11 protein-coding genes and 1 riboswitch are annotated in these 20841 nt (G+C 43.8%); of the genes, 6 read left to right on the forward strand and 5 right to left on the reverse strand.

The genetic code is table 11. The features are described from left to right. Positions 1–26 precede the first annotated feature (26 nt). The 4 genes from rpiA to ruvA form a co-directional block, all read right to left on the reverse strand. Positions 27–725, reverse strand: a complete 699-nt coding sequence (gene rpiA, locus RB604_RS20480) for a ribose 5-phosphate isomerase A (protein ID WP_005933263.1) — start codon at positions 723–725, stop codon at positions 27–29. A 367-nt stretch (positions 726–1092) separates the two neighbouring features. Next, entirely contained in the window at positions 1093–2082 is a 990-nt protein-coding gene (locus tag RB604_RS20485; protein WP_055294859.1) for a DUF3843 family protein, read from the reverse strand. A 39-nt stretch (positions 2083–2121) separates the two neighbouring features. Further along, on the reverse strand, positions 2122–9498 hold the full coding sequence (sov, locus tag RB604_RS20490; RefSeq protein WP_309007139.1) for a T9SS outer membrane translocon Sov/SprA: 7377 nt from the start codon (positions 9496–9498) through the stop codon (positions 2122–2124). Then, entirely contained in the window at positions 9495–10091 is a 597-nt protein-coding gene (gene ruvA, locus RB604_RS20495; RefSeq protein ID WP_025819005.1) for a Holliday junction branch migration protein RuvA, read from the reverse strand. Before ruvA ends, sov begins: the two co-directional genes overlap by 4 nt. Positions 10092–10247: 156 nt before the next feature. On the opposite strand from ruvA, the gene RB604_RS20500 reads away from it, so the two are divergent. The 6 genes from RB604_RS20500 to nrdG all read left to right on the forward strand — a co-directional run bounded on the left by RB604_RS20500 (position 10248) and on the right by nrdG (position 19597). After that, positions 10248–11147 (forward strand): diaminopimelate dehydrogenase, encoded by a 900-nt coding sequence (locus RB604_RS20500; RefSeq protein ID WP_055294901.1) that lies wholly within the window; start codon positions 10248–10250, stop codon positions 11145–11147. A gap of 302 nt (positions 11148–11449) precedes the next feature. Beyond that, entirely contained in the window at positions 11450–13579 is a 2130-nt protein-coding gene (locus RB604_RS20505; protein ID WP_055294899.1) for a DUF3858 domain-containing protein, read from the forward strand. Between the two features lie 7 nt (positions 13580–13586). Beyond that, complete coding sequence (locus RB604_RS20510) at positions 13587–15461, forward strand: DUF3858 domain-containing protein (protein WP_005933274.1); 1875 nt, start codon at positions 13587–13589, stop codon at positions 15459–15461. A gap of 60 nt (positions 15462–15521) precedes the next feature. Beyond that, positions 15522–16172 (forward strand): PAQR family membrane homeostasis protein TrhA, encoded by a 651-nt coding sequence (gene trhA, locus RB604_RS20515; protein ID WP_055294896.1) that lies wholly within the window; start codon positions 15522–15524, stop codon positions 16170–16172. A gap of 126 nt (positions 16173–16298) precedes the next feature. Continuing rightward, positions 16299–16484: riboswitch (cobalamin riboswitch) on the forward strand. Positions 16485–16577: 93 nt separating this feature from the next. Further along, positions 16578–18971 carry an anaerobic ribonucleoside triphosphate reductase gene (locus RB604_RS20520; RefSeq protein WP_005933279.1) on the forward strand — a complete coding sequence of 798 codons (2394 nt, stop codon included), beginning with the start codon at positions 16578–16580 and terminating at the stop codon, positions 18969–18971. A 134-nt stretch (positions 18972–19105) separates the two neighbouring features. Continuing rightward, positions 19106–19597, forward strand: a complete 492-nt coding sequence (nrdG, locus tag RB604_RS20525) for an anaerobic ribonucleoside-triphosphate reductase activating protein (protein ID WP_005933281.1) — start codon at positions 19106–19108, stop codon at positions 19595–19597. Positions 19598–19992: 395 nt separating this feature from the next. Here the strand turns inward: nrdG and RB604_RS20530 are convergent, their stop codons facing one another. Beyond that, positions 19993–20616: an HAD family hydrolase gene (locus tag RB604_RS20530; protein ID WP_055294854.1), complete on the reverse strand. Its 624-nt coding sequence runs from the start codon at positions 20614–20616 to the stop codon at positions 19993–19995. Positions 20617–20841: the final 225 nt, after the last annotated feature.

Here is a 20841-nt window from a genome sequence, read left to right on the forward strand (position 1 = left end):
AGGAGAAAGATCGCAAGAGCCGGTATTCAAGAAGCCAGCACTTGGATATCGTATCCGATAAAAAGTCCGCTCTCAATGACTCCGGTAATGCTTTTAATCTCTTTCTCCAAAAAGTTTCCAATCCCGTCAAACCAAGCATCCAGAATAAAATTCCCGTTCTCGGTCAGTATCGGACCGTCTTTTCCTTTCGCCATCCGCAAAACGACTTTGGATGCCCCAAGAGTTTTCAACTGGTTTTCCACATAGACCACTCCGGTAGGAAAGACCTCTACCGGCACGGGAAACTTACTGCCCAATCTGGAAACGAACTTACTGTTGTCGACGAGTATGAAAGCCCGTTCACTGCTTTTTATCAACAGTTTCTCCTTGAACATGGCACCGCCCCGTCCTTTGATAAGATTATGCGAAGGATCTACCTCATCGGCACCGTCGAATGTCCAATCGGGACGCCTCTCCCAAAGAGTTGTTTGCGGAATGCCCAGTTGCACACAAGTCATGGAGATCTCCATCGATGCCGGAATGACTCTCACTTGAAGTTTCTCCGTCCGTATTCTTTCCGCGATGGCAAACAGGGTAAGATAAACCGTAGAACCGGAACCGGCTCCGATCACTTCACCATCCTTCACCTGTGCCGCCAGCTCGCGGGCAATGCGTTCCTTCCCCTCCCGGTTGATGATACGGTCCGACCATTGTAAACCGGTTATTAAATTACTCTTCCACTCCATTGTGTTTCGTTTTAGTGACTCGATTCATAAACAGATATCCTTTCATTATAAATGAACAAATAATACTTGAAAATGTTAGAAATGGTTCCATCCGTATGAAACTTATCGTTCCAACCATATGAAACCAATCGTTCCAATAGGATGAAACCGATCGTTTCAAGCATATGAAACGAATTGTACCCATAAGATGAAACGAAGGAAAACCTGCTTTGGCCCTCTATCGAGTATTATTTCACTCTCCTGTTCAACTGATTATTTGCTTTGGCAGGCTTTGATTTCCCGATCCGTTTCCCGGTAGGCTTTGGTTTTCCACTACTTTTAGAACGGGAAGCACCGGAAGAGACATTCTTTCTTATACCACTCATCATTATCTCCCTTCATAATATTCACCCAAGAAATAACGGGCAATAAAATCCCAGTTTTTCTCCAGTATTTCTTTTCCATTCTCAAAGGGAAGCTGTGCTTGGGGGAACAAATTCCGTTCCATGGCATGCTTTAACAAGTCGAACGGGCAACGGCCCTTATCGGTAAACACCTTATACCCTTCTGCCGAAGCCGCCGCTTCATTGTATGCAGTTTCATTGCGTTTATCACAAAAGAATTGTGCAACACCCGGTGCCATCAGGATACCTTTGGGATTGGCAAACACAACGACATTGTCACCATCCTCATCCGGTTTATCGGGAATATCCGCCCGATTCCAATGCAGATGCTTTACAAAGAAATCCTCCATCTGCCCGTAAAGCGGAAAATACATCAACTGTTCACCATGCGAAGCTTCCAAAAAGAGCTTTACGCTTTCCGGCAATTGAATTTCCGGAGTTATTGCGGGAATGGCAGTCCGTTCCACCAATAGCTGTTCGGACGGCAACACCCAATCACCGGAAGGGACTTCCGTAATAGGCGCCTGCTCAAATACATGATCCATCAACCGATAAACATCTCCGGCCAATCGCAGCATCTCTTTATCAAAGGGGTTGGCAACCGTCGCCGAGAAATCATCGTCCGAATTGAGTTTCCACAGGACAAAAGCAATGTCGGCTTCGTTTATCTCATCAGGAATATAATCTTCCGACAACTCATAAAAAGGAAGGTAACTACCATATAGCTGATGACACAGGTCGCAGAAATGCCGCCATCCGCCTGCATTCGCTATGCTGTCTTCCAGATATAGAGTCAGCATAATGGCAGCCCGTTGTATATCCTCTGTCCGTTTTCCGATATAGGGTTGTGAAGAGCCGATCAACGAGAAAAGCCGGTTGGCAAAGTCCAGATACCATTCATCCGTAGAAACCGACTTTGCACGAGGATGAGGCCGAAGCCACGACTGCATAAATATCTTTTTATTTCGTTCCATATCACGAGGGTATTTTTTTAATAAAGCATCGGGAAAGTATTATCTTGTAAGCGAGAATTTCAGTCTCATTCCGAAATCCGCACTGGTCACCGGATAAGAGCTGGCAGATACAAGCGGCGTATTTTTCTGACGATCATAATAGAAGCTGACGCTAAGCAGGCGGCTCAGCGTATAGTCCGCAGAGAAAGAGATTTTAAGTGCCTTGTTACCACTGGTGGCCTGCGTGGTCACTTGCTGGATATCCCAGGCAAGAGCAGACTGATTACGGAAAGACACATCCATACGCAACGCGAGGTCGTTGCTTATCTTATTCTTCGAATCCTTCTTATTGCGTCCCGGGAAAAGTTCAAGACCCATGATCTTATATCCCATACCCAATACGAAATCTTTCGTACTGCTCTCTACAATCTGATTGGCGGCAAGGCTGAGATTAAGAATTCGGGTAGTCTTGTATTCCACCTTGGTAGTGATGCCGTTTTTGAAAGTAACGTCCACGCCTAACAAAGGAGAGAACTGTTCGTTGATGGAAACAGCAGAAACGTCATACATAGAGGACGGAACAGGTATACCGGTCTGTATATCATCTACAAATCCCCAATCCCCCATGTAGCTATGGAAATTCTGGAACGTACTGTAACTACCGACACTATACGTACTGCGATAAGCATGATTCAACGTCACACTCTTAAAGTATTTCTTGAAAAATTCAAGTTTGCTCAATCCGCTGTAAGTCACACGCCAGTTAGGCATCATAGACAAGATACCCGGGAACAGGTCGAGAGCACTGTTGCTTGCACTTCGTCCGGTGTAAGCCGCCAGGAAAGCCGGTATCATCACGTCAGAACTATATTTGTTCACCTGATACAATGGCTGTTGATTCAAGCCACTCTGCCCCTGATAAGGAACTCCGGCATACATATTTTCTATCCTGTTCTTTATGATATCCAGATTTCCTAAAAAGCGGTTGAAAGAAGAGGATGAGTAACCGTTAGAAGCACTGCGGCGTTCGAATGCACTACCGATCGTGATCACCGTCATATTGAAGTTACCGCTCTGTATCTGAGGCATGCCTTCATACATAAACTGAATCTGATTGGATTTATTACGGGTACGTCCGGCATTAAGATCGATCTTCAAATCACGGACAGGCTCCAGCGTCATACGTATCTGTAAATCTTCCTGGGCATTGGTTGTTGCCGGACTTACTACAGAATCTGAAACCAGCCAGCCGTTATCCAACGCCTTGTTAATATAACTGTCGCCCGTCATACCGAAAGCAAAATCAAGTCCCGGAGCAAAACCGGACGCTCCTTTCGTCTGCCCGAGCATATCCCCTATTTCCGGTCGGAAACCGGATATGGACATCGCATAGGTGTTTTTATAAGTAACACTTACATTACGTACCATCATAGCGACACGCGCTGCCGACTGTGCTATCTTATACCAACGGTTATCTTCGGGTTTCGGGCCTTGTATAGCGGTCAGTTTTATCCGGATGCTGTCTCTTGTTTCGATGCGAATGGTATTGGCATCCATCACTTTATAACGAATCGGATAACGGTTACCATCTACTGTCAGTGCCGAGACTTTCGGTTTCTTCGACCCCAAGCTATGACGAACGGTCACCGTAGTGTCTTTCTTCAACTGTATCTCTTTTTCATACCGTTTCGGTTTCTCTTTCTTACGCGTATCCGGACGACGCGCCGAAGAAGTAGCGGCAAAACGACGGTTGGTAGCTTTCAGGAAAGGCACCTTATTATATAGAGTCTCCAAATTGAAACGCCCGTTCACATCGATACTGCGCTGGTTCGAAATGGTATTACCCATCTCTCTCCCATCCGAAAGCGACACACCGCGATCCCAATTGTAAGAAGAGTTAAAACGGGTATCCGCCGTAATCCAGTCGGTAGCAGGAATTTTATCGAATGGCAGTTTATACGAAGCATTGAATGTCTGCTGATAATCGATCGGACGTCCGAAACTCAACAGACTACGACGTATCGTATCCTTCTTCGCTTCATATTCATCCGGATCGAGCGTCTTGTTTACCACTCCATAAGGTTCTTCTATCTCGGCACGAGTGGCCGAAGTGAAATTCATACGAAGATTCTTCGTCAAATCCCAGCGCAAGGCAAAGTCGCGATTCCACAGAAAATCTTTCGCCACACTTACGGGAATATCGGCAGGATCGCTCAAGTTCTCCATATCACGCAGTTGGAGTTCGTAATAGTGACGGCTCATATCCGTATTGAAAGAGATATTCTGCGGCAGATAACTCAAGTTCAGGTCTTTCACAAATTTCATCCATTTGGATTTGCTCTTCAATCCTTTGAAGGGTTCCCAAGCTTTGTAAACGGGAGCATAATTATAAGACAACGCCCCACGCCAGTCCGTTTCATTTTCATAAACAGTGGTACTGCCCTGGTTATGCCGTTTCGTACGGCTATAGCTCATGGTAAAGTTACCCGGATCATAAGGCATCGGATTTTTACTGGTGACCCCTACACGCATATTACTCAGACTGAAATTCTTGTACGTCGTTATCTCGTTGGCGATGTTCCGTAAAGAATCCCGTTCCCTGTCGTTAGCCAATGCATCAAGTGCATCCTTCAGCAACATATCCTTATCCAACGGATTATACTTGGGAGAAGTTTTTTCACGGGAATAAGAGTAGTAAATCGGGGCACTCAACTTCACCGCTTTCGGAAAGAAACGTCCCAGTTCAAAGGTGGTAGTGAACTGATATTGATAATAGTCGTCCAAGCGACGCTCGCTGACACTCTGTTCCAATCCGCCGAATCCCGCAGTCTCTACATGTCCGGCCATACTTACACTACCGAGGTCGGAAAGTTGCACATTCATATTTCCCTGTGCTGCCCAACCGCCGTCTTCATCAAAATCGGACAGACGCAATTCGTTCACCCAAACCTCTATCGACTTTTTAGAGCGCGAATTATTGCGCACACCGATCATCATCGTCTTCACTTCCGCCAATGACGGATTACCGATAATACTTATCTTGTTGGCCGGTTGCTCCGAATCGTATTCGGAATAAAGTTTTCCGTAACTGACACCGCTCAGAGGATTGTTCTTCGCCTGATTACGTTTCTTCTTCAAATCGGTAAAAACAGAAAGAGCAATGTCCAACATATTATCTTTAGGCCACACAATGAGTTGGTCGGATTCCGAATCTCCATTATAATGTCCGGCAGGAGTCAATTTCAACGGTATTTCGTATTCATAGAAATTAGAACGATAGTCGGATCCCAAACGAATGAATACGGATAACTGCCCATCTTCCGGATCGGTAACATTGTCGGTCAGCGCTGCTGCGTGAGCAAACATCTTCAGGCGACGATACTGGCGCATGTCCATTGTAGAGTTTTTGTATACGGCACGTGCATCACCCGGCGCCAGATCTTCCAGCTTCAAACTCATGGCCTGCTCATTTTGCTGGCGTAACTGCGGCTGTCCCGGATCTACAACTCGACTGATGCCTGGAGGCATTACATAGTTTACCGGCGTTTTATCACCATTCTCTTCTATATTGACAGTAGACACATCCAATGTACCGGTTACAGTAGGAGCCGGATTTTGAAGATTGTACAAAGGATCTGTATACGTACGCCATTCGCCACGCACCAGTTCCAGCGTAGCAAAACGCAAAATAACAGGTTTCTCGAACTGGGTAAGGAACATACGCATGAAACGTATCGATTTAAAGTCTTTGATATTACCGATAGGCGTTCCGCTACGTACAGGAACCTTAAACTGATACCAGGTTACCTCTTCCGAGCTGCCATTACGCAGTCTTACTTTCGATACCCGTTTATCCGTAATGTAATTCTGCCCGACTTCCAGTTTGGAAGGAGTCAGGTGAATTCTATACTGAAAATATCTTTCCGTCTCCGAAAGGGTATTATCCTGATTGATATCTTCAATATCAGGACTATCTTTGGCAGCAGTCGGGTAACTTTCCGGAGAATCTTCCTTGGCAACCGAGTTGCCCTCCGTATTATTAAAATACTTGTAACGTTCAAGAATGCTTTTCTCTTCGGCATCATAGTCCGATCCGCGATAGTAATGAAATTTATCACCGGCCGGTGAATCATAGAATTTCTGAAAGGCATCGGCGTTCAACTTCGGCCGTATCTCTTCAAGATACTTGGCATATGTAGGATAGTTCCTTTCATCTTCTACCGATAGTCCGTTGAATCCGACATCCTGCTTCTTGCGGGCTCCTGCCGTATTATCAAAAGCATATACCAGACTACGGTCTTTGGGCACACGTCCCCAAACCGTATAATCCACCCGGGACGGATCGTCATCGATAGGCAAACCGTTCTCGAAAAACTTCTTTCCATCTTTCAGGATATCCTCAGAAATATCTCCTAAGTTGAAATACAGATATCCGCCTTCGTTCGTACTGCGGGTATTTTTTCTTGTTGAAGTACCCGGTTCGTCTCCATCGGCATAAATAAAGGGATCGAGCAACCAGAACTCCAAATACTCGATGTTATTCTTTTCAAAATCACTGGTCTCTATTTTACGCATCATTCCTCCCCAACGCTTTGCAGGATCCAATAGATTTCCATTTTCATCCAAATCCCTGTCCAAGTTGTAAGGACCGCGCTCCTGCGGATAATAGGCGACATTCAACACTGACATAGTGGACGTTTCCGTATTGTTATAATCTTTGCCGGGAAACAACTCCGGTTCATAAACTTCACGGACATAATGATTGGAAAGCTGGTCCAAGTCATTTTTAATATGGGTCGGAGTCAATGAGGAATTACGGCGGGTAAACAAACCGTCGATATGATACCAGGCCAGCAAAGCACGGTTTTTCCCAATAGCCGTACTATCGGAAAGGTTGGTACTTGCCTCCGGAAATAATATCTGTTCGCCGCTTCCCCCGTTTAGAGGGCCTTTTGCATTATAAGGAATAGAAGAGAGCTGCCAATTTAGCGGTTGACTTAAATCGATTCCACTTTGAGAACTTTCAAAATCATCGATATAAGAAGAGTTGTCCTGCAATCCTCCGCTATGTCCCGGGATAAGCTGGGCAAATTCCAATCCCAAGTTTATATTCGACGGGGCGGTAGCTTCGACAAAAGGCAACTTATCCACCATATTGGTCAGCCACTGGCTTTCCCGCTTCCACGACGCATTCAGCCCCCACAAAGTATTCGAAATAGGTTCGTCTCCCATAGCCACCTTGGTGGTCATCGGTTTTTCACTCAGATGCATAATGGTACCTCCCAACTGGAAATCCGGTGAAAAATCATACGTGAAATTCAGCCCCAACATCGTTTTTCGCTGCATGTTGTAAGCCGTATTACTTTCAAGATTCACACTGATCGCAGTACCTGCATCGATGATACTTTGATTCAGGATGGTAACTACTCCCATCGTATAGTCAACCGAGTAATCGGAGTTTTCCGTCAGCGTCCGTCCACCAGCCGTGACACGCACCGATCCCCGGGGGACATTCATCGAACCAAGACGTATCTCATTGGCAGACGAGGCACGGTACTCTCCCTGCAGACGGAATTTATCTTTCTCCGCCAACTGCTTGGCCACCGTCAATGTAGAGTCATACAACTCCGTAAATGCATACTTATCGGCCAGTTCCTTATTGCCGAGTTTATCGGCCAGATGCTTACCGAAAGGTTCCACCACCGGGAAGAAGATACGACCGTTTTGCGCATTGACCGTATACCCTTCGACAAAATCGAAGAATCCGTCACTACCCACCTGGTTCTTACTGTTCAAACGATCCAGATTCATCACCTTAAGCAAAGGTATCTTATTGATTTTCCCTTCCGGAATGTATCGCAGATACACACCCGTAGTATCACTCAAATAGGTAATATTCAACGTAAACTTCTCCGATTGCACCTGATAAGCATTCAATGAATAGACGTTTTTCATCATCAAATCCCAGCAATTGGAGTTCGGAGAATTAGAGGTGTTTTTCAATAACTTCACATAAAGACAATTTGAAGTTTCCTTTATATCGGAAGAAAACTCACCGACCTGATAGGTCTTACCACCGATATTATATTCAAATGCAACGGCAAGCACCTCGTCGGGCTGCAAAGTCTGTTTCACCGAAAGATATCCTAAAGTGGTGTTCAGCGTATATTCCGAAGAAGTAAGCAAACGGGCACTTTCTATCTTCTCATAATCCATCCCGCTCTCCATCCCGGGAATACCCTCCATTACGGCATTTACCGAACTGATATCACGTGCGGCGGAATAAACATTCACCATCTGGCTATACAGATTATTGGCACTATTCCTCGGAACTTTATTGCCTCCCGATTCGGAGGACCACGGCGAACCGGCAGGAAGATTGCTCTCTCCCAAATCCGTCAACGCCACAATATTACGGGGGTTATCATAATTACCCCGTTTGTTGGTCACCCACACTTCAATACGGTTAATCGTGACACCGGAAAGAATATTCGGCAATTGCGCCATATTCTCATCATACCTATCCCGAAAATAATGCGCCAGAAAAAAGTGACGGTTCTCATCATAATCGGCTGCCGAAAAATCAAAAGAAGTCGTCTGTGCCCCGCCCTTACTGTTCACCGTTTTCGATTCGCTTTCCTGCTGGCTGATAACCGTCTGCAACTTCAATTTTCCAAACTGCAAATCAGCGCGTACACCGAACAGGGAAGTAGCCCCCCGTATCAATGAATTACCGGTAGTCATACTCACATTACCGGCTTCCAGCAGTTTTATGATCTCATCTTCTTTACCTTCATATTTCAGCTTCAACTTTTTGCTGTCGAAATCAAAAGTTGCATCCGTATTATAGTTCATGTCAAGGTTCACCTTATCACCCACTTTACCATTGACATTGATATTGATCTTTTCATCAAAGTCGAATCCCCAGGTCTTACGCATACTTTCGGGAAGAGTCGGATTCTGGACATTGTTATACTTCATTCCCATACTCAGTTCAGCACTTCCCTGAGTTCTGATCTGAACGCCACCCGGGCCGAATATCTTTTCTGCCGGCCCGAGATTGAACTTCATGTTCGTGAAGTCGAATTCTTCTTTTCCTTTGGTGAATACCGAGTCGTTGCGTTGGCGATAATAGTTCTGCATAGAACGTTTCATGCTCCAGTCCAGATATTCGGCAGGAGTCATTATGATAGGAACTTCCATTTCCTGCCCTCCTACAATGGTACGGATCAGATAGCGGTTGGTCAATGCATCATACTCTACCTTCTCTTCAACAATAGGCATAGGCTGGAGCACTTGGGCAACAGCAGGCAAACTTCCTAAACATAAAAATAATATGCCAATAAAGTAATGTGTCGACATACCGGCGAACCCGCGACATACCCACGCAGCACATTGGTAAATTGAAACATTAAAAAATTGGCATATTACTTTCATAATCTTTTCAAAGCAAGTTTAATAACTTTCTCTACAGCCGCATCGGGCTCATCTTTCAAAATGGCAAGTACTACTTTTTGTGAAGGAGCAGCCGCAAACCCAAGCATAGTAAGTGCAGCTACCGCTTCTTCCTGTATTTCGGTATTCATGGCAGACAGCAACATAGCCTGTCCGCCTCCGCTTGCGGGTACGGAAGTCTTTATTTTATCTTTCAAATCAACAATTACACGTTGTGCCGTTTTCAATCCGATCCCCTTCACGGTTTTCAACATGTTGGCATTTTCTGTGCTGATCACATTTACCAACTCGGCCGGAGAGAGTGCCGAAAGAATCATCCGCGCCGTATTACCGCCGATGCCGGATACGGAAATCAATAACAGGAACAACTCACGTTCCTGCTTGTCCGCAAAACCATAAAGCACATATGCATCTTCACGAATGGCTTCATAAATATAGAGTTTGCAAGTGCTTTTTCCTTGAATTGCAGAGTATGTATTTAATGAAATATTTACCGCATACCCCAAACCGTTACAATCGATTATCGCTGTTGCCGGACTAAGTTCGGCAATCTCGCCTTTGACGTATTCTATCATAATATCCTTATAACGCACGCGCACGAGAAATATTGTGCTTTACTAACCTTGAGCAACAAAAACTAACTTTAACAACCCTTTTAGGGCAATAAACAGAGAAAATGATTATTTTTGCGGCATAAAACAAGAAATATGTTAAACAAAACCAATAAAGAAATGAAAAAAGTAAGAGCAGCCATCGTCGGATATGGCAATATTGGTCACTATGTACTGGAAGCGCTCCAGGCAGCCCCCGATTTCGAAATAGCAGGTGTAGTCCGTCGTGCAGGAGCCGAAAACAAGCCGGCCGAACTGAATGATTATGCCGTTGTGAAAGACATCAAAGAGCTGCAGGGAGTAGACGTAGCCATTCTATGTACTCCTACCCGTAGCGTAGAATCCTATGCAAAAGAGATTCTGGCATTAGGTATCAATACGGTAGACAGCTTCGATATCCACACAGGTATCACCGCTCTTCGTCATGAACTCGGTGCTTGTGCCAAAGAGCACGGGGCTGTATCCATCATTTCGGCCGGATGGGATCCGGGAAGCGATTCGATTGTACGTACCTTACTGGAGGCGATTGCGCCCAAAGGAATCACTTATACAAATTTCGGCCCCGGCATGAGCATGGGACATACGGTAGCCGTAAAAGCCATCGACGGGGTGAAAGCCGCCCTCTCAATGACTATTCCGACCGGAACCGGTATCCACCGGCGCATGGTATACATCGAACTGAAAGACGGTTACAATTTCAACGAAGTAGCTGCAGCCATTAAATCCGATGCCTATTTTATAAATGACGAAACCCACGTGAAGCAAGTAGACAGCGTGGATGCATTGCTCGACATGGGGCATGGTGTAAACCTTACCCGTAAAGGAGTATCCGGTAAAACCCAGAACCAATTGTTTGAATTTAACATGCGCATCAATAACCCCGCATTAACCGCACAGGTTTTAGTTTGTGTGGCACGTGCTTCCATGCGCCAGCAACCGGGATGTTACACCATGATAGAAGTGCCTGTAATCGATCTCCTTCCGGGAGACCGTGAAGAATGGATCGGACATCTGGTATAAAAAACAGAAGAAATTTCCATAATAATTACTAAATAGCGCATTTATTTTATTCACTATCCTCCGACACGGATTGAAGTAATGATATTTCAGAACCCATCAACCGAAGGGGATAGATAGTTCGATAAAATGAATGCGCTATTTTTATGCACCATCCCCAAGAAAAACACACCAAAAATCAGAAACTTCAGAAAGTTGTATGTATTTTCTTTCTTTTATTACACAAAAAAGAACACAAAACGAACATTATTTATTTTTTTGTATATATTTGCATTATTAAATATTATCAAAAACGCACAACAACTATGGACTGTAAATTAACCTTTTTTTCTATTACTCCGGCTCTGTATACATTACCTGCCTTCGTTCGCAAGTTTACAAACAATAGTTGCAAAAACAATCATGTATTTATCCATACCGAAAAAACTCTAAATAAAATAAATATGAAAAACCTATTAATCATCTTGTTTGCCTGTTTCATGGCAGGACAAGTTTATGGACAAGAAATTTCCGTACCGGAAGTTAACACGAAATTCGGCAAACCTTCGGATGAAGAACTCAAAATGACAACCTATGCACCGGATACCACAGCGACTGCTGTTGTACTTTGTAAAAAGACCGGTGCATTTTATGATTTTGTAGCCGATGATTTCCGGTTGAATTATAGCTATGAAACCAAAATTAAAATACTCAAACCGGAAGGAACCTCTTTTGCAGATATCTGCATACCCTACTATGAGAATGAAAACCGCTCTTCAATGAAAGAAACTGTCAGTCAGATAGACGCTTTTGCGTACAATATCGAAAACGGGAAAACAATACGTACCAAAATGAAACGCGAGTTTATCTATAAAGAACGGCTCAATGACAAATATATGCAAGTCAAGTTCTCCATTCCTAATGTAAAAGTAGGGACTGTTATCGAATATAAATATAAGGTATTATCCGATTTCTACTTCAATATAAATGATTGGAGTGCCCAACAATCCATTCCTACTCTCTATACGGAGTATGATATCACCGTTCCGGAATATTTTAAATTCAATCTGGATGTACGCGGCACGGAAAGACTGGAAACAACAGACGATTCGGAAGCGGTCAATCTCAGCATAGGCAACCAACTACTGCAATGCAACGGCCGTCATCTCAACTTCAAAGGCAGACAACTTCCTGCCTTACACGATGATGATTATATCTGGTGTGTAAATGACTATAGTACACAAGTCAATTTCGAATTGGGAGGCTTGGACTTTCCCGGTGCCCTCTACAAATCATTCACCCAATCTTGGGAAAACATAGATAAAATGCTGCTGGAAGACAGCGAGTTCGGCGGACAGTTGAAAATACGCAATCCTTATCGGGAAGAAATGGCTGCTTTGAACTTAGACCAACTGAAAAGCATCGAAGAAAAAATAAGTGCCATCTATACTTTTTTAAAAGGAAAAATCACCTGGAACGAAGAATACTCACTTTATGGAGGTAAAAGCAAAAAAGTGATCAAAGACGGCATGGGAAACAATGCGGAAATCAATTTCATACTAATGAGCATGCTCCGGGATGCCGACATTCCCTCTTTCCCTGTAGTCATGAGCCGCCGCAATATAGGAATACTCCCTTACTCCCATCCATCCGTACAAAAACTAAATACTTTTATAGTAGGCGTAGCAAACACCGACAGTACGCTTGTTTATCTGGACGGTTCCGTAAGAGACGGTTACATCAATATACTTCCTCCCGTGTTAATGGTAAACCGGGCACGCGTGATCATGCCCGGAAAAGGCGGATTATGGGTTGATTTAAGCAAGACCTGCAAAAGCCAGTTACGCTCTATCGTAAATGCTACCATCAGCCCGGATGGAAAAATATGCGGCAATCGCAATACCAGTTATACAGGCCAGTATGCCTCATCATTCAGAAGAAAATACCGGACCGCCAAAGACAGTACGGAATTTGTCAACGAACTTGCTACCCAAGAAGACATAAAAGTCAACGTATTCAATGCACAAGGAGTAGACCGGTTCTCACCGCAAGTGAAAGAAACGGTTATTTTTGAAAAGCAGGCAACTACCAATGACAATTTCATCTATCTCAACCCGCTTATATTCTTACATACGGAAAAGAATCCTTTCACACAGGCAGAGCGGAAACTACCTGTAGAGTATCCTTTCACCGACCAGGTCGTATTATCCGTTAACTTGACATTGCCGGAAGGATACACAGTAGACGAATTACCGAAACCGCTACTGGCAAGAACAGAAGACAAGCAGGGTATGTGCCGTTATGTTCTGGAACAGAAAGAGAATAAGCTGACCATCAACTACACATTCTCGTCCAGCAAATTATTATATCTCCCTGAAGAATATCCCGGACTGCAAAACTTCTGGAAAGTAATAGCCGAGAAGAACAATGAAACTGTAGTACTTAAGAAATTGTAATTCTATTATGATAAAAAACAGGTTATACAACAGTATTCTGACGCTTCTGCTATTCCCTTTCGTTGTACAGGCACAGGCAGACACCGATCGGAATGCTTACTCCATCGTACAGGATGCCACGACAGAAATTATTTGTGAATCAACTTCCAGTGCCTTGCGTAAAGAGAGTTACACCATCACGATTCTAAATGAAAAAGGACGGGATACAGCACACTTTTTTTGTGTATGCGACAAGTTCACCTCTCTCCGGAAATTCTCCGGAGAAATAACAGATGCCAATGGTAAAGTTATCCGTAAAATAAAAAAGTCGGACCTGCAAATGTCAGAATACTCTTCAGGACTAACCAGTGATGACTACACCTATTACTATGAATGCAATCTTCCCCGCTACCCCCTGACCATAAAATACGAATGGGAGGTGAAGTACAAAGACGGATTAATCTGCTATCCGACATTCAGACCTCAAAAAGCCTACAACCAGTCGGTAGTAAATGCTACATATCGTCTCTATACCCCTGCCGGCAATCCGGCCCGCTACCGGATGGTAAACATGAAAACCGAGGTAAAACAGGAGGTAACATCTAAAGGAGATATCCTGACCGAAGTATCCTCAGGACCGATGACAGCCATCGAATACGAGCCGTTCGGCTTATCTTTCGCCGAACGGCTTCCCCGTATCCATTTCTCACCCAAACTTTTCACTTTCGACGGAACACAGGGCGACATGAGTTCCTGGCAATCTTACGGTATCTGGCAGAATAGCCTGCTTACAGGACGCGACCAATTGGCAGAGCCCATAAAACTGAAATTACGGGAACTGACAGCCGGTTGCAATACTCCACGTGAAAAAGTGCAGGCAGTCTATAATTACTTGGCCGAAACCACTCGTTATGTAAGCATTCAATTAGGAATCGGCGGCCTGCAACCTATCGCCGCTTCCGATGTCTGCCGGGCAGGATTCGGTGACTGTAAAGGATTATCCAATTACACCCACGCCATGTTGAAGGAACTGGGTATCCCGTCTGTTTATACTGTAATCAGTACTGACAACGAACGGCTACTGCCTGATTTTTCCAGTGTCGATCAAATGAATCATGCCATCCTGCAGGTTCCGCTCCCGGAAGATACGCTTTGGTTGGAATGCACCAATCCGCAGCTACCATTCGGATATGTACATAGCGGTATTGCCGGACATGATGCTCTATTGATTACAAAAGAAGGAGGGATTATGTGCCGCCTGCCCTCCTATCCCGATTCGTTAAATACGCAAACAACTAACGCTTCTGTCACTCTCACTCCTACCGGAGGAGCAAAGATAAAAGCCAGCGGAATCTCTCGTTTGTTTCAATATGAAAGTATGGCAGGTATCACCAGGCTCGAGCCGTCACACCGGAAAGATTATTTACGTTCCGGCATCAATCTGATACAGGCTAATATAAACAATATACAAATCAACGAAGCCAAAGAAGTCATTCCCATGATCGATATCCAATATACGATCGAAACGGAACAATACGGAAATAAAACAGGAAATCGATTGTTTATCCCGGCCAACATCTTCCGTAAAGGATTTACAACGCCCGATCTTAAACAACGTGTACAGGATATCCATATAAATTACGGCTATTTGGATACAGACAGTATTTGCCTGCAAATACCGGAAGGATATACTATCGAATCTCTCCCCAAGACTTGCCAAGTAACAAGCAGCTTCGGAAGTTTTAGTTCTTCCTTAATGATAAAGGACAAAGAAATATGTATCATACATCGCTTATTGATGCACCGGGGAATTTATCCTAAAGAGATTTATAAAGATTTTCTTGAATTCCGTAAACAGATAGCGGCACAATACAGCAGCAAAATTATTCTAAAGAAAGAATAAGAGCCTGTTGTTTTGGAAAAATGGAGTACCTTTACAACCGAAACCAATAAAGATACGACATTGAACAATCATCGATATACACATGGTGAAGAGCTCGCCAACACACTGAGTCATGGAGCCGGTATTCTGTTAGGAATCATAGCAGGATACTTCTTATTGATAAAAGCAGCCGCAGGCAACGATCCCCACTGGGCCGTTGCCTGCGTTTCTGTCTATTTGGCGGGAATGTTATCCTCTTATATCAGTTCTACCTGGTATCATGCTTCCGCTCCGGGAACGACGAAAGAATTATTACGGAAATTTGATCACGGAGCCATCTATCTGCACATTGCAGGTACCTATACCCCTTTCACCTTGCTGGTGATGCGCAATGCCGGCGGATGGGGCTGGGGCATCTTTGCATTTGTCTGGTTATCCGCCCTTATCGGTTTTATCCTTAGTTTCAAAAAACTAAAAGAACACAGTAATCTGGAAACATGCTGCTATGTCGGAATGGGCGCCTCCATCCTGATAGCATTAAAACCGCTAATGGGCTGTCTTTCAGAAATAGGGGCATCCTCCGCCTTCTGGTGGCTCATCGGTGGAGGAGTATCTTATATCATCGGAGCCATATTCTATTCATTGCGCAAACCCTACATGCATTCAGTATTCCATCTCTTCTGCCTGGGTGGCAGTATAGGTCACATTGTTGCAATTTGGTTGATCTTATAAAACTGAGAACCTGTTTAAGTTTTCCTCTTAAAAGTTTTCCAAAACGGAAAACTTTCTGTATCAAGAAGAAAGAAAAGTTTCCCGAATTTTAATGTTAAAAGCTAACCAACCTACAAGTAATTCTACTATCTTTGTCCCCGTTCCGGAGCTAAAAAGAGGTTTAGTCAAAAGGGAACGCTGTGCAAATCGGCGACAGTACCCGCTGCTGTAATTCTCTGAGAATCCGCACACTATGCCACTGCGAGTTTCATCGTGGGAAGGCGTTGCGAAGGAGAGATAAGTCAGAAGACCGGCCGGACAGATTTACCATTTCACGATTGACGATCGATCATCAGAGTTACGCTAATCGTAAATAGTAAATTATCTAATTGTTTAATTTATAAATTACTTTCGGGAGTTAAAGTTATGAACTACGCTGAAATTTGTATCATCAAACGTGATGGTAAAAGAGAAGATTTCTCTATTAGTAAGATCAAGAACGCTATAAGCAAAGCGTTCAGTGCCTCCGGTATCACTGACGAGCAACAGCTCGTAGCGGATATTACCATGAATGTCATCAGCCGCTTTTCCAATCCTACCATCACTGTAGAAGAAATTCAAGACTTGGTGGAAAAAGAATTAATGAAAGTACGGCCCGAAGTTGCAAAAAAGTACATCATCTATCGCGAATGGCGTAATACGGAACGCGATAAAAAAACACAGATGAAGCATGTCATGGACGGAATTGTCGCTATCGACAAGAATGACGTGAACTTGAGCAATGCCAATATGAGCAGCCATACTCCGGCAGGTCAAATGATGACTTTCGCTTCAGAAGTGACCAAAGATTACACGTATAAATACTTACTGCCCAAGCGATTTGCAGAAGCACATCAATTGGGGGATATCCATATACATGATCTGGACTACTACCCTACAAAGACCACTACTTGTATCCAGTATGACATGGACGATCTTTTCGAACGTGGATTCCGTACCAAAAACGGCAGCATACGTACCCCGCAAAGCATCCAAAGTTATGCCACATTGGCAACTATCATCTTCCAAACCAATCAGAACGAACAACATGGCGGACAAGCCATCCCGGCATTCGACTTTTTCATGGCAAAGGGAGTAAATAAATCATTCCGCAAACACCTGAGTTCTTTTATCAGCTTCTATATCGCGATGGAAACCAATACCGCAGTGGAAGAAAAAGCAATCCGCGCCTTGATCGAAGAACATCTGCCCTCTATCAAGACCAACGAACTGGAACGTGAAACACTGCGCATGGCACTCACCGCCCTTCAAATCAATATAGACAAGGAACATCTGGCACGCGTCATTGAAAAAGCTTATCAGCAAACCCGGAAAGATACCCATCAGGCTATGGAAGGTTTTATCCATAATCTGAATACAATGCACTCGCGCGGAGGCAATCAGGTGGTATTCAGCTCCATCAATTACGGAACGGATACTTCCGCCGAAGGACGCATGGTGATTGAAGAACTGTTAAAAGCTACTATCGAAGGGTTAGGCACCCGTGGAGAAGTTCCGGTATTTCCTATTCAGATATTCAAAGTGAAAGACGGAGTATCCTATTCGGAAGAAGATTATCAGAAAGCAATGACGGATTTTGAAGCGGCCGAAGAAGGACGCATGACTTTCAGCGCTCCTAATTTCGACCTGTTCTTAAAAGCTTGCCGGACTACCGCAAAAGCACTGTTCCCCAACTTCATGTTTTTAGACGCCCCGTTCAATCAAAACGAAAAATGGAATATCAACGATCCGAAACGATATCGTTACGAATTAGCAACGATGGGCTGCCGTACCCGTGTATTTGAAAATGTGGCCGGAGAAAAGTCTTCATTAGGACGCGGCAATCTTTCATTCACTACTTTAAACATGCCCCGTCTCGCTATTGAAGCCCGTATCAAGGCAGAAAGCATCATCGAAGACAAGCGCAACCAAGATGCCATAGAGTTGAAAGCTAAAGAAATATTTATAGAGTCGGTACATGAAACAGCCACCTTGGTAGCTGATCAGCTTTATGCCCGCTATCAATACCAGCGTACGGCATTAGCACGTCAATTCCCATTCATGATGGGTAATGATGTATGGAAAGGAGGAGGTGCATTAAACCCGAACGAAGAAGTAGGAGATATTTTACGTAGTGGTACGTTAGGTATCGGTTTTATTGGCGGACACAATGCAATGGTAGCACTCTACGGTCAGGGTCACGGTCATAATGATAAAGCATGGAACACCCTGTACGAAGCCATCATGGAAATGAATAAGGTAGTGGACGAATATAAAGCGAAGTACAACCTGAACTATTCTGTACTGGCAACTCCCGCCGAAGGACTATCCGGTCGCTTCACCCGCATGGACCGTCGTAAATACGGAAAAATCGAAGGAGTAACCGACAATGACTACTATGTGAATTCTTTCCACGTGGACGTAAAAGAACCTATCAGCATTGTAGAGAAAATCAAACGTGAAGCTCCTTTCCATGCCATCACACGCGGAGGGCATATCACATATGTAGAATTGGACGGTGAAGCGCAAAAGAATGTAAGGGCCATTGCCAAGATCGTAAAAGTAATGCATGACGAAGGCATCGGCTACGGTTCCATCAACCATCCGGTAGACACTTGTCACAATTGCGGCTACAAAGGGGTAATTTACGATAAATGTCCGGTATGCCAAAGTGAGAATATCCTGCGCATGCGCCGCATCACCGGATATCTGACCGGAGATTTAAGCTCTTGGAATTCCGCTAAAAGGGCAGAGGAAAGAGACAGAGTAAAACATTTATAAAGCTTTCAGCTTTATAAGTTGAAAGTTGAGAGTTGAAAGTTGAAAGTTACTATGCAGTGTGGCAGCGCAGCTAACTTTCAACTTTCAACTCTCAACTTTCAACTATAAAAAGCTTTCAACTAAAATAAGGCCTCATGACAACTTTCAACTCTCAACTTTCAACTTTCAACTTATTATACACCTATCCCGAAACAATAGTTGATGGTGAAGGCATCCGATATTCCATTTATTTAGCCGGATGCAGTCATCACTGCCCCGGATGCCACAATCCGGAAAGTTGGAATCCGTGCGCGGGAGAGGAACTGACGGAAGAACGCATCATGGAAATTATCCGTGAGATAAATGCAAATCCATTATTGGATGGAGTTACTTTCTCCGGAGGTGACCCTTTTTATAATCCCGAAGCATTTTTTCTTTTGGTAAAGAGAATTAAAGAAGAGACTCATCAAAATATCTGGTGCTATACGGGATATACCTACGAAGAAGTACAGGCACATCCCAGATTAGCAGCCGCACTGCCTTATATTGATGTTCTTGTAGAAGGACGATTTATACAAGCGCTCTATTCCCCTCATCTGGAATTCAGAGGAAGCAGTAATCAAAGAATTATCCGGCTGCATCGCTAAAAAAATTCATTTTTCAAGAGGTGTAAAAACAGAGATATCCATCCTCCTGTCTTTTTCTATTTACAAAATAAAACAACAATTTATTCTTACCGACTCAGGCCCATTGTAAAACATTAAAAACGAAGGACTAATTTCTCTACGAAGAACGGCCTGTTTCTCGTAGAGTTTCGGATCGTTCCTCGTAGAGTTTCGAATTCTTTCTCGTAGAGGGAAAACAGTAATTATTAAAACATTAATTCACAACACTTTACCGAGTTCCTTATTTGTTGTATATTTTCATTCCGTATCACTCTGCCAGACTCCTCTTCACATATCATATATAATTACATTCCAGAGTTTTATTCCACATATAGTCCGATACAGAACCTTATTTACCAACGCAGGAAACAGTAACTTTACAAACCGGATAATAACCGGGACAATTCTTCCCGCCAGTCAACACCATTCTTAGGCTTGAACGTATGCATGCCCAACTCCTTACCGATGCGTACATTCGAATCTCCATCGTCTACGAAAAGAGTTTCCGAAGGTACCATCCCACTATCTTCCAACATATGATAAAAAATTCCCTTATCCGGTTTTGTACAACCTAACTGATAAGATAAATACAACTTGTCGCAATAATCCGCCAAAGACTTTCCCTGAGAAGAAAACTCCGGACTGCATGCCCATGACATCACATAAGGATTAGTGTTACTCAAAATATAGACACGATAAGATTTTCTCAATTCCAGTATGTAATCCAGTTTATGCACATCGACTCCTGTGAAAAAGCCCAACCAAGCCTGCCTGGTCTCTTCTGCCGACAATTCCCGGCCACATAGCTCTCCCAATTTTTCCCGAAAACCGTCTGCACTCAATTTACCCTCTTCCAGTTCCTGAAAAATACCGGTCTGATGATACTTATCCAAACGGGTTTCCGCATCTTTCAACCCTAACTTCACAAAGGCCTGAACCGCTTTGTCGCGATCTATATCGGCAATGACACCACCAAAATCAAATACAATATTCTTTATCATAACATCTCATGAATCTATTTTGTACAAAGGTAAGACTTATCCACCTAAAAAGCAGTAGATAAAAGCTTGATCTTCATCAAAAAAGAGGATACTGCATTCTTTCACCAAGTATCTGTTTCTATCTTAATCCGGCATTATCTTGAGAGCTGTTTTGAATCCCGGCCGGTTATCCGAAAAAACTCAGCCGGAATCCTTGTTTACCTAATCTCTGTTCTGTATCTGGAG

Origin of the sequence: Bacteroides salyersiae, assembly GCF_031172035.1 — a bacterium.
Taxonomy (GTDB): Bacteria; Bacteroidota; Bacteroidia; order Bacteroidales; family Bacteroidaceae; genus Bacteroides; species Bacteroides salyersiae.

What these genes read in the sequence shown, in the direction of transcription:
- rpiA (WP_005933263.1), bottom strand. Translation starts at nt 725, where the DNA reads ATGGAGTGGAAGAGTAATTTAATAACCGGTTTACAATGGTCGGACCGT.
- RB604_RS20485 (WP_055294859.1), bottom strand. Translation starts at nt 2,082, where the DNA reads ATGGAACGAAATAAAAAGATATTTATGCAGTCGTGGCTTCGGCCTCAT.
- sov (WP_309007139.1), bottom strand. Translation starts at nt 9,498, where the DNA reads ATGAAAGTAATATGCCAATTTTTTAATGTTTCAATTTACCAATGTGCT.
- ruvA (WP_025819005.1), bottom strand. Translation starts at nt 10,091, where the DNA reads ATGATAGAATACGTCAAAGGCGAGATTGCCGAACTTAGTCCGGCAACA.
- RB604_RS20500 (WP_055294901.1), top strand. Translation starts at nt 10,248, where the DNA reads ATGAAAAAAGTAAGAGCAGCCATCGTCGGATATGGCAATATTGGTCAC.
- RB604_RS20505 (WP_055294899.1), top strand. Translation starts at nt 11,450, where the DNA reads ATGGACTGTAAATTAACCTTTTTTTCTATTACTCCGGCTCTGTATACA.
- RB604_RS20510 (WP_005933274.1), top strand. Translation starts at nt 13,587, where the DNA reads ATGATAAAAAACAGGTTATACAACAGTATTCTGACGCTTCTGCTATTC.
- RB604_RS20520 (WP_005933279.1), top strand. Translation starts at nt 16,578, where the DNA reads ATGAACTACGCTGAAATTTGTATCATCAAACGTGATGGTAAAAGAGAA.
- nrdG (WP_005933281.1), top strand. Translation starts at nt 19,106, where the DNA reads ATGACAACTTTCAACTCTCAACTTTCAACTTTCAACTTATTATACACC.
- RB604_RS20530 (WP_055294854.1), bottom strand. Translation starts at nt 20,616, where the DNA reads ATGATAAAGAATATTGTATTTGATTTTGGTGGTGTCATTGCCGATATA.